We start from the raw sequence: 15085 nt of genomic DNA on the forward strand, positions 1-15085 counted from the left end.
CTCATGAAATACGGTATTCTGATGGGACAAAACCTGAATCCTGGTCGTTAAAGTGTTTGTTTGCACTCATATTTTAACTGTTAGGACTCAGGTTTTTTTATTTAAAGCAAACTATGGGACAGCAGTGGCCCTAAGGCCCTCTTTTAAATGAATTTTCCAAGCAAATATTAACGCTTTAAATTCGACAATAGTGCTGATGTAATCGAAGTATTGACTGCTACCGCTTTGGCTTTTTTGGCTTTCTTCGATTTATCTTCTACACGTTCAATTTTAATGGCTTTATAGCGATCCCCATTCTGGACCACATTGAATTTTACCCGGTCATTGCGCTTCGGTTCACCTGAATCGGCGGGGAAATCCGAGATATGAAAGAATACCTCACCTTCAGGTGAAGAAATAAAACCAAATCCTTTTTCTGGATTGTACTGTTTTACTTTTCCTTGGTATTGCTCGGAAGCCATAAACGTCCCCTTCTCTGTATCTGTCAGTATTCAGTATATAAAAAAGAGGCTGTAAAAGCCCCTTTTCTGTTCACTTTCAAAAATATTAGTCTTTTTGAACTGAACCAAAAATCTTGTCACCCGCATCGCCCAAACCTGGAACGATGTAACCATTTTCATTCAAGCCATGGTCAATCGCCGCAGTGAAAATCACCACATCTGGATGAGCTTCTTCAACACGTTTAATGCCTTCAGGGGCTGCGACCAATACCATCACACGAATATCTTTACAGCCGCTGGCTTTCAATACGTCAATCGCAGCAACCAGAGAAGAACCAGTCGCCAGCATTGGATCAATGATCATCGCAAGACGGTTTTGTACGTCTGGAACCAGTTTTTTATAGTAAGTACGTGCCTGTAGGGTTTCTTCATCACGTTCCAGACCCAGTACAGAGACTTTGGCACTTGGAATCAGATTCAGGAAACCATCCAGCATACCAATGCCCGCACGTAGAATTGGCACAACAGTAATTTTCTTACCTGCAATACGGTCTACAGTTACCGGTCCGTTCCAGCCGTCAATCTCATGCTCAACGACAGGAAGATCCTTGGTCGCTTCATAAGTCAAAAGCATAGTCACTTCCTGAGCTAGCTCACGGAAGTTCTTGGTACTAATGTCAGCACGACGCAGTAAACCGAGTTTATGTCGAATTAATGGATGACGGATTTCATGGATTGCCACGGGAGAACACCTAGAAGGTTAAAGATAAATTTCCGCTATTATAAAGACTTTTCCGGATTTGTTTAACTAAAAAAGCCCCCAATCGTGGAGGCTTTTTTGTAATAACTTCAAACTTGCGCTGAATTAGTTAAAACCACTTTGAACCAAAGTGAAAATAAACTGTTGTAATTCAGGCGACATTGCGAAGAATGCATAGCGAGACAGCGCAATGATCGGATCTGGATAAACACCGATCACCAGTACCAGTAATGCGACAAGCAATACCATGATACCGCCGACTTTTTGTCCCCAGTGATTTACAGCATCAAGACGTGGTGTTTCTGGTGGAGTCATATACATGACAACCATCACACGCAGGTAGTAGTACAGACCAATACCTGAACCCAGGATGACCATCGCAGCAAGGAACCAAGACTCACCTGCTACCGCAGTTTTCACTACCAGGAACTTACCGATGAAGCCCGCTGTTAATGGAATACCTGCTAGAGACAGCATCATCACAGTTAATACAGCAGTCAATACTGGACGGCGCCAGAACAGACCGCGGTACTCCGCCAGGCTACCTGCTTCATCTGTATTGTTATACGGACTAGACATCAGCGTTACCACACCGAAAGCACCAATCGTAGTCAATACATACGTGATGATATAGACGTTTACACTTTCAAAAGTCGCGAAACCTTGAACCTGTAAAAAGTCAGTATTACGTGCAGATACGATCGCAACCAGTACATAACCGAAGTGAGCAATTGAAGAGTATGCCAAGATACGTTTCAAGTTCACCTGTTTCACTGCAAGCAAGTTACCTACAATGATGGAAAGTACTGCAATCACGCTGATGATAGTTACGAAGCTATCTGACAGGATTAAGCCAGAAGACAATACATAACGTACGAACAGACCCAGCATTGCCACTTTAGACACAGTTGCAAGGAAAGTTGCAACTGGTGCTGGAGCACCTGCGTATACGTCTGGTGTCCATTTGTGGAATGGAGCCAGTGACAGTTTAAAGCCCACAGCGAATACGATCAGTGCCAGACCAATTACTACAGCAGGTTGACTGAATGCAGTTAATAGTTTGCCTGGTTCAGCGACAAAGCTTAGAGAACCTGTATATGCATAAACATATGCCATACCCATCAACAACATTGCAGATGCAGTTGCTGAAAGCACCAGATATTTCACACCTGCTTCAAGCGATTGAGAACGCTGATGTGTATACGCCAATAAGCCGTATACAGGGATCGACATGAGCTCAAGGCTAATGAAGAAAGATGCATAGTGAGAACTTGCCACCATCAGCATCGCACCGGCAACGGAGGTCAGCATCAGGATGTATAGTTCTTCACGGTTATCTTTATAGGTTTCAATATAAGCATGTGACAAGGTACTGCACGCCAGTGCAGCCACAATAATCACAAACTGATACAGCATCGTAAACGGATCTACGAGGAACAGATTCATTACATTGGCAGGTGCAAATTGACCCGCTAACAGAACGAACAGAATGTACAACGCCGCCAGGTTTAGACCAATGACTGTCGTAGTCGCAACTAAGTTATGGTTACGCTTAATTGCAGTAAGCAACATCACGACGATCGCAGTCAATGACACGATCATCACAGGTGCTAGAGGCATAAGCTCAGAAAAAGACATTGTGAAGTTCATGGCTTATTGGATCTCCACATTTTCAGCTGAAACGGCAGCTTGCTGCACAGCATCAGCTGCTTCAGACACAGGAATGTAGCTATTCGCTAACCACGCCATGCTTGAGTTAGAAACGTCAAGGAAGCTTTGTGGGTATAGACCAAGCCATGCTAGACCAAATGCACAGATCAGCAAAATTACCACTTCACGTGCATTTAAATCTTTTAACGGATTTGTGTAGTGTTGTTTTTGCTCTTCGTTTGGAACACCAAACAACGCTTTATGGATCAGAATCAAACCGTACAGACCCGCAAATACCAGGCTGATTGCAGCGAGGATTGTGAATGCAGGGAATTTACCGAATGAACCCATCAGGATCAGGAACTCACCAATGAAGTTACCTAGACCTGGAATACCGACAAGCGCCGCGATGAAGAACATCAGGAAGAATGCAAGGTATGGGAACTGACCACGAATACCACCCATCAAACGCATATCACGTGTATGAACACGTTCGTACACCTGACCACACATAATGAACAGCGCTGCAGATGACAGACCGTGAGCCAGCATCATGATCATCAGACCTTGGAAGGTCAGGATGTTACCTGCATAAATTGCAAGTAAAACGAAGCCCATGTGTGAAATAGACGTATACGCCAATAAACGTTTCATATCGGTTTGCTGGAAAGCACACCAAGCACCGTAGAAGATACCGATTAAACCGAAAATGATCGCGATGTCTGCAAACTGTGCAGAAGCCGCCGGGAAGAATGGAATCACGAAACGGATCAGACCATAAGCAGCTGTCTTAATCAAGATACCTGCAAGGTCAACAGAACCCGCTGTTGGTGCTTGTGCATGCGCATCTGGTAACCAGCCGTGTAATGGGAAAACTGGAAGTTTTACCGCAAAACCGATAAATAGACAGATCATGAATGCATAAGCCACTGCTGGTGCTTGTGTATCCAGCATGTTCGCTACACCCATCAGGTAGTTGTAGTCGAAACGGATTTGACCAGTCATGGTGTAGCCTACAGTCACCAGACCAAGGATACCAATCAGCATGACTAAACCAGCTACCTGTGTGTAAATGAAGAACTTGGTTGCAGCATATACACGTGACTTGCCTTCTGCCCCTTTATGACCCCAAAGTGCGATCAGGAAGTAGATCGGCACCAGCATCATCTCCCAGAAGAAGAAGAACAGGAACAGGTCAATCGCCAGGAATACACCGATTACACCACCCAGAGACCATAAAAGGTTCAAGTGGAAGAAACCAACGTTTTTCTGAATCTCACCCCACGAACAGCCTACTGCCAGCACACCAAGGAGTGCAGTCAAGCCAACCATCAGTAAAGATAAACCATCCACCGCAAGGTGAATGTTAATGCCCAGGGTTTGAATCCAAGGCAATTTAAACTCGGCTGCCCACGTAGGAGCCGCACCGCCAAGTTCATAGTTATAAGTACCCGACTGCCAAAGGACGATGGTCAAGACCAGCGTCACTAACATACCAATCAGCGCGATATAACGCGGAAGGTGTTGGTCGAGTTTATCGACCAACCAGCAAATAAAACCTGCAATGAACGGAATGAGGATCAGAGCCGGCAAAATAATATTGTTTGGAGCTTCCATTTTATTTCCCCACTACCTGAATCACGAGCAAGATCATCAGTAGGACAACGACACCGAGCCCCATACTAGATGCATATTCACGCAGTGAACCTGTTTGACGTGAACTGGTAAAGCTATGACCACCTTTAACCAGTGCAGGCAGCACCAGCCAGAAGCCATCAATCGGATCACGGCCGAACAGTTTCGCGAAGAACAAATAAGGCTTCACAAAAACGATGTCATACAGCTTGTCGAAACCAAGTGCATTACGGCAGATGTTGGCAAGGCCCGCACCCAGAGAAGTTTTCGCAAAAGATTTCACAGCGTTGTAAGCAAAAGCAAACAGCACCACGCCAATTGCAAGACCTACCAGTGCAATACCTACTGCTGTGTATTCTGCAGTATGCATGCCATGTTCAAGTGCTTCCGGAATTTCAAATGCAGGAAGTTTAGCCGCATTCAAAATACTTTCCACAGGCGCTTTTAATGCTGCACCCACGAAAGTTGAAAGTACTGCAAGAATTGCCAATGGACCCCAGTAAGTTACACCCTTGATTGCATGGTAAGGTGTGTTTTCTTTACCGAAGAATACCACCCAGATCAGACGGAATGTATAGATCGAAGTCAGGAACGCACCGATTACACCCACCCAGTAAAGTGTGCTGTAAACTGCGATTGATTGGCCTTGTACCCAAACCGCACCCAGGATTGCATCTTTTGAGAAGAAGCCCACAGTGATGAATGGAATTGCAGCCAATGCACCGCCACCAATGGCGAAACATGCAAACAGGAATTTGTTCTTGTAGAACAGACCGCCCATCTTGAAGATATTTTGTTCGTGGTGGTAAGCCAGAATCACTGCACCAGAAGACAAGAATAATAATGCCTTGAAGAATGCGTGAGTCAGCATATGGAACAGACCCGCCTGGTATGCTTCAGCACCTACAGCCATAAACATGTAGCCCAACTGACTCATAGTTGAGTAAGCCAGAATACGTTTGATGTCTGTTTGTACCAATGCAGCAAAACCAGCCACCAGCAATGTCACCGCACCAGTAATTGAGATGAACATCATCACTTCAGGTGCAAGTTCAAATACTGTGAACAGACGGCAGCACAGGTAAACACCTGCTGTTACCATTGTTGCAGCGTGGATCAATGCAGAAACAGGAGTCGGACCTGCCATCGCATCTGCCAACCAGGTTTGCAGTGGAATCTGTGCAGATTTACCAGCAGCACCCAAGAACAGCATTAACGCAGTCCAGATGGTCAATGATGAGCTTTGAGTCATCACAGCCGCAGCATTTTCTACGATGTACTGAGTATTTAGCGTACCGAATTGCTGGAACAGCAAGAACATGGCAATCAGCAGGAATACGTCACCAATACGGGTAACGGTAAATGCCTTGATCGCTGCCACACCGTTTGCAGGGTTTTGGTAGTAATAACCAATCAGCAGATAAGAACACAGACCTACACCTTCCCAACCCAGGAATAACAACGCCAGGTTGTCACCCAGTACCAGCAATAACATGCTTGCAACGAACAGGTTGAAGTAAGAGAAGAAACGTGCGAAGTCTTGTTCACCGCGCATGTACCATGATGCAAAGATATGGATCAGGAAACCAACGCCTGTCACCATGCCCAGCATCAACAGAGACAAACCGTCCAGGTGCAGGCTGATGCCCGGTGCAAAACCACCGACATTGAACCAGGTCCAAAGAGGTTGCACCACCGCGGTAGAACCATTGTTGACAAAGTCCATACCCGCAATGAGTGCGAACAATGCCGATAACCCCACAGCCCCTACACCAATAATGGCTGCAACTGTTTCAGGAAGCTTATGACGCCCTGCCGCTAAAAGGACGAAGCCAATGAGCGGGAATAAAATTGTTAGATATAAATAACTCATCCGCGCATCTCACTAGCAGCATCCACATCCAGATGATGGAAGCGATGATAGAACTGAAGGACGATCGCAAGACCGATACACGCCTCTGCCGCAGCAAGGGTCAGAATCAGAATAAACATGATTTGACCATCAGGCTGTGCCCATGCACTGCCCGCCAGGACGAACGCCAAAGCAGCAGCATTCATCATGATTTCAAGGCTCATTAAAATGAATAGCAGGTTGCGTCGCACCATTACACCGTAAAAACCCAGTGCAAAAAGAATGGATGCAACGATCAAACCATGCTCTAAAGGGATGTTGCCCATTATTGTTGTTCCTCTTCTGCACCTGGTTCACGTTTACCCAAATGGAATGCTGCAACAAGTGATGCAAGCAATAACATCGCGGCAACTTCTACCAACAATAAGTATTGCGTAAAGAGTGATTGACCTACCGCTTTAGGACCGACCATTTCTGTGCCCATCACCATTGAAGGCTGCACGTAATCTGATTTAAGTACCCAAACCAGCATCAGACCAATCAGGAAGCTCATCAATGCCGGATAAGCCCAAGCTGATGAAGTCAACCATTTGCGTTCCTGAGCAACAGTCTGTTCGCCCAAGTTCAGCATCATTACCACGAACACGAATAACACCATGATCGCGCCAGCATAAACGATGACTTCAAGCGCACCCGCAAATGGTGCACCCACGATCAGGAACAGCCCTGCTACAGCAAGGAGTGAAACGATCAGGCTTAATAAAGCATGTACCGGGTTCGTGTTAGTTACCACACGAACCGTAGAGACGATGGCCACAAGGGCCATTAAATAAAATGGCCACATCATGGTAATAGACTCCGTACATCAACAGGCGCACTTTCACGCTGTGCCTGACCTTTGTCCTTACCAGCAACTGCCATACCGGTGACACGGTAGAAGTTATAGTCAGGATATTTACCAGGACCAGAAATCAGTAAGTGTTCTTTTTCGTAGACTAAGTCTTGACGAACATATTCGCCCAATTCGAAATCTGGTGTCATCTGAATCGCAGTCGTAGGACATGCTTCTTCACACATACCGCAGAAAATACAGCGAGAGAAGTTGATACGGAAAAATTCCGGATACCAACGACCATCTTCACGTTCTGCTTTTTGTAGTGAAATACAGCCTACCGGACATGCAACCGCACACAGGTTACATGCCACACAACGCTCTTCGCCATCTGGGTCACGCGTTAATACGATACGACCACGGAAACGTGGTGGCACGATTTCTTCGGCTGGCACTTCCGGATATAAAATGGTGTCACGTTTGCGCGTTGCATGGGTAAATACCATGAACAACGTACGAACGATTGACCCGAATCCAGCTAGAAATTTAAACATTTTGTTCTCCCTGCTGTCTTAGGCCTGATTCAACAGAATCACAGCACCAGTCACCAAAAGGTTAACCAACGCCAATGGCAAGCAAATTTTCCAACCAAAGTTCATCACCTGGTCATAACGTGGACGCATTAAAGAACCACGCGCCAATACAAACATCATTACGAAGAATGCTGTTTTAATAATGAACCAGAATGCTGGTGGAAGGAAATCAAGACCAAATGGTGCTAACCAGCCACCGAAGAACAGGGTTACGATCAATGCAGAGATCAGTACTACGTTTACGTATTCCGCAACGAAGAACATCCCCCATTTCATACCGCCATATTCTACGTGGTAACCTTCCGCCAGTTCCTGTTCCGCTTCTGGTTGGTCAAATGGGTGACGGTGAGTTACCGCAACACCTGCAACCACGAAGATCAGGAAGCCTAAGAACTGAGGAATAATAAACCATACATCTTTCTGTGCTTCTACGATCTCACGCATGTTGAATGAACCGGCAATTGCCACTACACCCATCAGGGAAATACCCAAGAACACTTCATAAGAAATGGTTTGTGCTGCTGAACGTAGACCACCAAGCAATGCGTATTTGTTGTTAGAAGACCAACCACCAAACAGTACTGCATATACCGCAATACCTGCCATTGCCATGAAGAACAACAGACCGATACTCATGTCTGCAACACCTAAGTAAGGTGATACAGGAATAACCATGAACGACAGCACCGCAGTTGCCATCGCAACTGCTGGAGCCATACGGAAAGTCAATTTATCAGCAAATTTTGGTGTCCAGTCTTCCTTGAACATGATTTTCAGCATGTCGGCAACAATCTGGAACATACCGCCCGGACCTACACGGTTCGGACCGTAACGGTCTTGCCACAAGCCGAGTAAACGACGTTCAATAAAAGACATCAACGCAGCGATCAGTACTACAACCAGTAAGATCACGATCGCTTGAAGTACTGAATAGGCGATTGGCCAGTTTTCAGCCCACAACGGCGTTTGACGGATTAATTCTTGTTCCATGAATTACGCTCCTACCGCGACTGAAACAGGCTCTGCAAGAGATACCGTTGGTGCAAGACCAATTGGGTAGCCAATATAACCTGTTGGTAAGTATTCAATCACTTGTACAGGAAGAACAATTGAAGTCTCGCCTGCTTTCACAGTGATCTTCTGACCGTCTTGCAGGTTCAAGCGTGTAGCATCCTGTTCGCCCACTGCAAATACTGCGTCAGGAATACGTGATTCCATTGCCGGAGTTTTGATCATGAACTCACCAGATGCAAAAATGTGATGCATTGGTACCAGACGGAAGCTTTCAGCATTTACGAGCACAGGTGCTGGTGCGACGAAGCTACGCGCTGGACGCTTTGGTAAACGGTCGAATAAACGAACGCCTGAATCACCGCCTTTTAAGTGACCGCCCACTTCATCCTGGTATTTGTTCCAGGCTTGTGGTGAGTTCCAGCCTGCAGACCAGGCAAATGGAATCAGTGGAGATGGTGTTTCATTACCCACATAACCTTCCATAGAGAATGTTAATGCAGAATCGATATCGGTTGGCTGTTTCGGCTCGTGGACAGACAATGGCGCACGCATCGAAGTACGGCCTGAGTAACGACGTGGTTCACGTGCCACTTTCAGACCATGTACACGGAAGCCCGCATCTGGTGCTACATCCAGAATACCTTCAAGTGCAGGAACATTGCTTGCTACTGACTCGATGACATCATCCAGTACTGTCCAAGAAATCGCTTTGCCTTGTACGCCTGTTTCCAGTGCGTGTAACCAGCGCCAAGATTCTTTGATTGCCAGTTCCGGGTTGTAGTAGTTAGGGTCATACACTTGATAGAAACGTTGTGCACGGCCTTCTTGAGAAACGACAGTACCATCACCTTCAGCAAATGAGGCAGCAGACAATACGATGTTCGCTTTCTTCACAGTCGCAGTTTCAGAGTGATCCAATACGATCACCTGTTTGCCTGCAAGCGCAGCATCAACCTGAGCCGCTGGTAAACGACGGTAAAGATCGTTTTCTACAATTAGGACAGTGTCATAGTCTTGTGCAAATGCTTGCTCAAGGCTTTGACCACCGAAGATTGCCAGCCCCATTGAGTTCACTTCAGGAACAGTCAAGGTCAAGCCCGCATTACCCAGGTTTTGTGCTACTTGTGCAGCAGCTTCCATGATGGTTGCGTCTTGTAGACTTGTACCAGAGATGATCAGTGGTTTCTTGGCAGCTTTCAGCGTATCTGCAATGGTTTGTGCAAATGCTTTCGCATCGTCATCAAGACCAGTGATGACTTCACCTTTCACACCCGCAGCAATCGCGAAGCCTAAACGTGCGATGTCATTTGGAGAAGCAACCACTTCACCTTCCGCAACGTCAGACAAACGTGTTTGTGTTGCAGCCAGAATGTAAATCGGAGATTTCGCATCTTGGGCAATACGTTGTACAGGTTCAGCCAGCCATTCTTGGGTACGGCGCTCTGCAGCCATTTCCTTGCCTTTATTTTTCGCAGCTTGGCGAACAGATAAAGCCATACGTGGCGCAGTTTGAGTCAGATCTTCACCCAGAATGAGTACCGCATCATAGCTTTCGATTTCACGCATGTTCGGGTTATAAACACCTTCGGTTTGCATGATCGATGCAGCCAGCTCAACCAAATTTTGCTCTTTTTGAGCCATACCGGTTGAGTAATTGTCTTGACCAACTAACTCACGTAGTGCGAAGTTAGCTTCAAGCGATGCACGTGGTGAACCGATCCCCAGTACTTTTTTGCCTTGGATTTTCGCAATTACGGTATCCAATGCTGTATCAACAGAAACAGTTTCTACATTCGTGCCAGTACGGAACTGTGGCTGACGCGGACGGTCTTTACGGTTTACATAACCGGTACCGAAACGGCCTTTATCGCACAGGAAGTATTGGTTAACTTCACCGTTGAAACGGTTTTCAACGCGACGAAGCTCACCATAACGCTCACCTGGAGAGATGTTACAACCTGAAGAACAGCCATGACATACGCTTGGTGCGTACTGCATGTCCCATTTACGGTTATAGCGTTCTGAGTGAGTCTTATCGGTGAATACACCAGTCGGACAAACTTCAGTCAGGTTACCTGAGAATTCAGATTCCAAAGTACCTGATTCCGGACGACCGAAATAAACGCGAGAAGCGTTTGCATATACGCCGAAATCCGTACCGCCCGCATAGTCTTTGTAATAACGAACACAACGGTAACATGCGATACAACGGTTCATCTCGTGCGCAATGAACGAACCAAGTTCTTGGTTGTAATGCGTACGCTTGATGAACCGGTAACGACGACGGTCATGTTGTGTCATCACAGTCATATCTTGCAGGTGACAGTGGCCACCCTCTTCACAGACTGGACAGTCGTGCGGGTGATTGGTCATCAAGAATTCAACAACAGAAGCACGGAAATCTTTTGCTTCTTTGTCTTCAATCGAGATGTAGGTATTGTCAGCAGCCGGTGTCATACATGACATGACCAAACGACCACGCGTATCTTCTGGATTCGCGTATTGAGTCACAGCACATTGACGGCAAGAACCGACAGAACCTAAGGATGGATGCCAACAAAAGTATGGGATGTCGATGCCAAGACTCAAACATGCTTGCAGCAAGTTTTCCGAGCCGTTGACTTCATACGATTTTCCATCGACATGAATTGTAGCCATAGTCGAATTCCTTAAGCTTGTTCTACGTTGCGGGTTTGAGCGGCAGCATTTACGACTTTGGCTTCAAATTCGCCACGGAAATGTTTGAGTGCGCCCATTAACGGTTCCATAGCACCTGGTGCGTGAGCACAGAAAGTTTTACCAATCCAAAGCTTACGAGTCAGTTCTTGTAAGTGATCGATATCTTCTTTCTTGCCAGTACCATCTTCAAGTGCTTTAAGCGCTTTCACCGCCCAAGGTAAGCCATCACGGCAAGGTGTACACCAGCCACATGATTCACGCGCAAAGAATTCTTCGAGGTTACGGGTTGCTGAAACCATACATTGAGTTTCATCAACCACCATCAATAGACAGGTACCTAAACGTGAACCTGCTTTCATGATGCTTTCCGCATCCATCGGAAGATCGATATGCTCGGCAGCCAGGAAGTCAGTTGATGCACCACCGGGTAACCATGCTTTCAGCTTCAGGCCGTCACGCATACCACCGGCATGTTCTTCAATCACTTCACGTGCAGTGGTACCGAATGGCAGTTCCCATAGACCTGGGAATTTCACCTTACCTGAAGCACCATAAATTTTTGTGCCAGGATCTTTCGATTTACCTGCAGACAGACCGATGTACCATTCTGGACCACGCAACATGATGGCTGGCAAGTTGTTGTAGGTCTCTACGTTGTTCACGATCGTAGGACGACCCCAAGCACCTGCAACCTGCGGGAATGGCGGTTTGGTACGCGGGTTTGCACGGCGACCTTCAAGCGAGTTAATCAATGCAGTTTCTTCACCACAGATATAACGACCCGCACCGGTATGCACGTGTAACTCGAAGCTCCAGCCAGAATCCAGGATGTTGTCACCCAGGTAACCTTTGGCACGAACCTGCTCAAGTGCTTCGTTCAGGTACTTCGCCGCTTCGATGTATTCACCACGGATGAAGATATAACCTTGAGTTGCTTCAAGGGTATAAGCTGCAATCAGCATACCTTCGATCAGCTGATGCGGAAGATCTTCCATCAACAGACGGTCTTTGAAGGTACCTGGTTCCATCTCATCGGCATTACAAATCAGGTAACGTGGACCTGAATTGTCATTTGGCGCCATCAGCGACCATTTGATCCCTGCCGGGAAGCCTGCACCACCACGACCTTTTACGGTTGCAGCCTTTACAACTTCCAGCACTTCTTTCGGTGTCATAGACAGGGCTTTTTTAAAGCCTGCATAGCCTTCAAGCGCTTCATAGTCATCGACATGACGGACATTTGCTTGTTTGCTTAGACGCCAAGTCAGTGGATGCGTTTCCGGGTTACCGTCGCCATAAATTGGTTTTGGTTCGGTATTCATACATACTTCTCCAATAACTGTTTAATTGATGTTACTTCCACGAGACCGTGAGTATCTTCATCAATCATGAGGGTTGGACCTTTATCACAGTTACCTAGGCAGCAAATTGGAAGCAAGGTAAAACGGCCATCCGCTGTGGTTTGGCCGAACTGGATACCCAATTCACGCTGGAATGCTTCTGCTAAAGTCTCCGCACCCATCAAGAAACATGCAATTGAGTCACACAGTAAAATTACGTGACGACCCACTGGCTGACGGTAAATACGGTTATAGAACGTTGCAACCCCTTCCAAATCGGCAAGGCTCATGCTGAGCATTTGCGCGATGGCATTCATTTGAGCATCGTCTACCCAGCCATTACGGCGTTGTACACACTTCAGCGCATCAAGACACGCTGCACGTGGGTAAGGGTAATGCCCAATGTGATGTTCAATTTCGTGGATTTCTTCCGAAGTTAAAATCCCTTCAACATTCACACGTGGCTTTTTATCAGTCAAAATCATCATAATGCGTTTACCCCTTAGCGATCCACGTCAGCCATTACGACGTCGATTGTCGCTAAATAAATGATTAAGTCAGATACAAGACTGCCGTTAATCACAGAAGGCATTTGCTGTAAATGCGTGAAAGTTGGTGTACGAATACGGGTACGGTAACTCATGGTTGACTTGTCTGAAGTCAGATAATAAGTCGACGCACCTTTCACCACTTCTGCCATCACAGATGATTCACCTGCAGGCATTACAGGACCCCAAGAAACGCTCAAGAAGTGCGTAATCAAGGTTTCAATATCTTGTAATGTTTTGTCTTTTGGTGGTGGAACAGCCAGCGGATGGTCCGCTTTGTACGCACCAGATGGCATATTCTCTAGACACTGCTTAATGATTTTCAGTGACTGTTCGATTTCACGGAAGTGAACAATCACACGAGCATATGCATCGCCTTCGTACTCAACCGGTACTTCGAAGTCGTAATTTTCATAACCGCTATATGGACGGTATTTACGTACGTCAAAGTCGATACCTGTAGCACGCAGACCAGTACCTGTTACGCCCCATGCCAATGCAGATTTCGCATCGTACTGAGCCACATTACGGGTACGACCCACAAATACAGAGTTTTTCAGTGCTGCAGTGTAGTATTCATTCAAACGCTTAGGCATCCAGTCGAGTAAGTCTCGAACCAGTTTTTCCCAACCATTTGGCAAGTCATGTGCAGTACCACCGATACGGAACCATGCTGGATGCATACGGTAACCGGTGATCGCTTCCACGATGTCATACACTTTCTGACGGTCAGCGAACATATAGAATACTGGGGTCATACCGCCGGCATCCTGAATCGCAGTACCGATGTACAGCAAGTGGTTATTGATACGGAACAATTCCGACATCATGACACGGATACATTGTGCGCGGTCTGGCACAGTAATGCCTGCCAATTGTTCCACACCCATCACATACGGCATGTTTTGAGCACAACCACCCAAATAGTCCACACGGTCAGTATACGGAATGAATGAATGCCAAGTTTGACGTTCAGCCATCTTTTCCACACCACGGTGGTGATAGCCGATATCTGGCACACAGTCTTTCACTTCTTCACCATCCAACTGCAAAATTACACGGAACGCACCGTGCGCAGACGGGTGGTTAGGACCCAAATTCAGGAACATGAAATCTTCATCTGCATTACCGCGCTTCAGACCCCAGTCTTCTGGCACGAAACGTAGATGTTCCTGTTCAAAGTCCTGCTTGGCTTTGTCTTGAATATACGGAGTATATTCAGTCGCACGTGCAGAATATTCTTTACGTAGCGGATGACCTTCCCAGTAGGTTGGCAACAAGATACGACGGAGCATTGGATGCCCTTCGAAATTGATGCCGAACATGTCATAAGCTTCACGCTCATACCAGTTCGCATTTGGCCAGATATTCGTTGCGGTCGGAATATTCAGATCGCTGTCGCTTAATGCAACTTTAATACGAATGTCACAGTTACGCTCTAAAGATAATAAATGATAGAACACTGTGAATTCTGACGCAGGCAAACCGTCACGGTGCGTACGTAAACGCTCATCTACTGCAGACAAGTCGAATAGCATCACGTATGGACGTGGCACGGTACGCAAGAACATCAATACTTCTTGTACACGTGCGCGCTCAACCCAAACTGTCGGGAAATCCTCGAAAGTTGTTTGCACAAAGAAGTTCTCACCAAACTTGGTTTTGAGCTCTTCAATGATGGCAAATGCTGGGCGTGAATCAACTGCTGTTGATTCTGGCATAGCAATGTCAGTTTCAGCCAT

Annotated in this window: 13 protein-coding genes; all 13 read right to left on the reverse strand. The window is 46.5% G+C overall.

The window, feature by feature from the left end; translation table 11 throughout:
- Positions 1-167: 167 nt before the first annotated feature.
- The 13 genes from FTV18_RS13690 to nuoC all read right to left on the reverse strand — a co-directional run bounded on the left by FTV18_RS13690 (position 168) and on the right by nuoC (position 15085).
- Entirely contained in the window at positions 168-461 is a 294-nt protein-coding gene (locus FTV18_RS13690; protein ID WP_180012379.1) for a cold shock domain-containing protein, read from the reverse strand.
- 85 nt (positions 462-546) lie between these two features.
- A complete protein-coding gene (gene upp / locus FTV18_RS13695; RefSeq protein ID WP_004785068.1) occupies positions 547-1182 on the reverse strand; it encodes a uracil phosphoribosyltransferase in 636 nt (211 codons plus the stop codon).
- Between the two features lie 123 nt (positions 1183-1305).
- Positions 1306-2850 (reverse strand): NADH-quinone oxidoreductase subunit NuoN, encoded by a 1545-nt coding sequence (nuoN, locus tag FTV18_RS13700; RefSeq protein WP_004785070.1) that lies wholly within the window; start codon positions 2848-2850, stop codon positions 1306-1308.
- 3 nt (positions 2851-2853) lie between these two features.
- Positions 2854-4467, reverse strand: coding sequence for an NADH-quinone oxidoreductase subunit M (nuoM, locus tag FTV18_RS13705; protein WP_004785072.1), 1614 nt, complete (start codon positions 4465-4467; stop codon positions 2854-2856).
- A 1-nt stretch (position 4468) separates the two neighbouring features.
- The gene (nuoL, locus tag FTV18_RS13710; RefSeq protein ID WP_180012381.1) at positions 4469-6358 is read right to left on the reverse strand and encodes an NADH-quinone oxidoreductase subunit L; all 1890 of its coding nucleotides are present in this window, start codon (positions 6356-6358) and stop codon (positions 4469-4471) included.
- Positions 6355-6663: an NADH-quinone oxidoreductase subunit NuoK gene (nuoK, locus tag FTV18_RS13715; RefSeq protein WP_004280769.1), complete on the reverse strand. Its 309-nt coding sequence runs from the start codon at positions 6661-6663 to the stop codon at positions 6355-6357. The genes nuoL and nuoK overlap by 4 nt, the downstream gene beginning before the upstream one ends.
- The gene (nuoJ, locus tag FTV18_RS13720; RefSeq protein ID WP_180012387.1) at positions 6663-7181 is read right to left on the reverse strand and encodes an NADH-quinone oxidoreductase subunit J; all 519 of its coding nucleotides are present in this window, start codon (positions 7179-7181) and stop codon (positions 6663-6665) included. The genes nuoK and nuoJ overlap by 1 nt, the downstream gene beginning before the upstream one ends.
- Positions 7181-7723 carry an NADH-quinone oxidoreductase subunit NuoI gene (nuoI, locus tag FTV18_RS13725; protein WP_004785079.1) on the reverse strand — a complete coding sequence of 181 codons (543 nt, stop codon included), beginning with the start codon at positions 7721-7723 and terminating at the stop codon, positions 7181-7183. Before nuoI ends, nuoJ begins: the two co-directional genes overlap by 1 nt.
- 18 nt (positions 7724-7741) lie before the next feature.
- Complete coding sequence (gene nuoH, locus FTV18_RS13730; protein ID WP_004785081.1) at positions 7742-8752, reverse strand: NADH-quinone oxidoreductase subunit NuoH; 1011 nt, start codon at positions 8750-8752, stop codon at positions 7742-7744.
- Positions 8753-8755: 3 nt separating this feature from the next.
- Positions 8756-11434, reverse strand: coding sequence for an NADH-quinone oxidoreductase subunit NuoG (gene nuoG / locus FTV18_RS13735; protein WP_180018498.1), 2679 nt, complete (start codon positions 11432-11434; stop codon positions 8756-8758).
- A gap of 11 nt (positions 11435-11445) precedes the next feature.
- Positions 11446-12777 (reverse strand): NADH-quinone oxidoreductase subunit NuoF, encoded by a 1332-nt coding sequence (nuoF, locus tag FTV18_RS13740; RefSeq protein ID WP_004785084.1) that lies wholly within the window; start codon positions 12775-12777, stop codon positions 11446-11448.
- A complete protein-coding gene (gene nuoE / locus FTV18_RS13745; protein WP_004785086.1) occupies positions 12774-13283 on the reverse strand; it encodes an NADH-quinone oxidoreductase subunit NuoE in 510 nt (169 codons plus the stop codon). Before nuoE ends, nuoF begins: the two co-directional genes overlap by 4 nt.
- 14 nt (positions 13284-13297) lie before the next feature.
- Positions 13298-15085 carry an NADH-quinone oxidoreductase subunit C/D gene (gene nuoC, locus FTV18_RS13750; RefSeq protein ID WP_034702039.1) on the reverse strand — a complete coding sequence of 596 codons (1788 nt, stop codon included), beginning with the start codon at positions 15083-15085 and terminating at the stop codon, positions 13298-13300.

Source organism: Acinetobacter sp. YH12241 (genome assembly GCF_013417535.1).
Taxonomy (GTDB): Bacteria; Pseudomonadota; Gammaproteobacteria; order Pseudomonadales; family Moraxellaceae; genus Acinetobacter.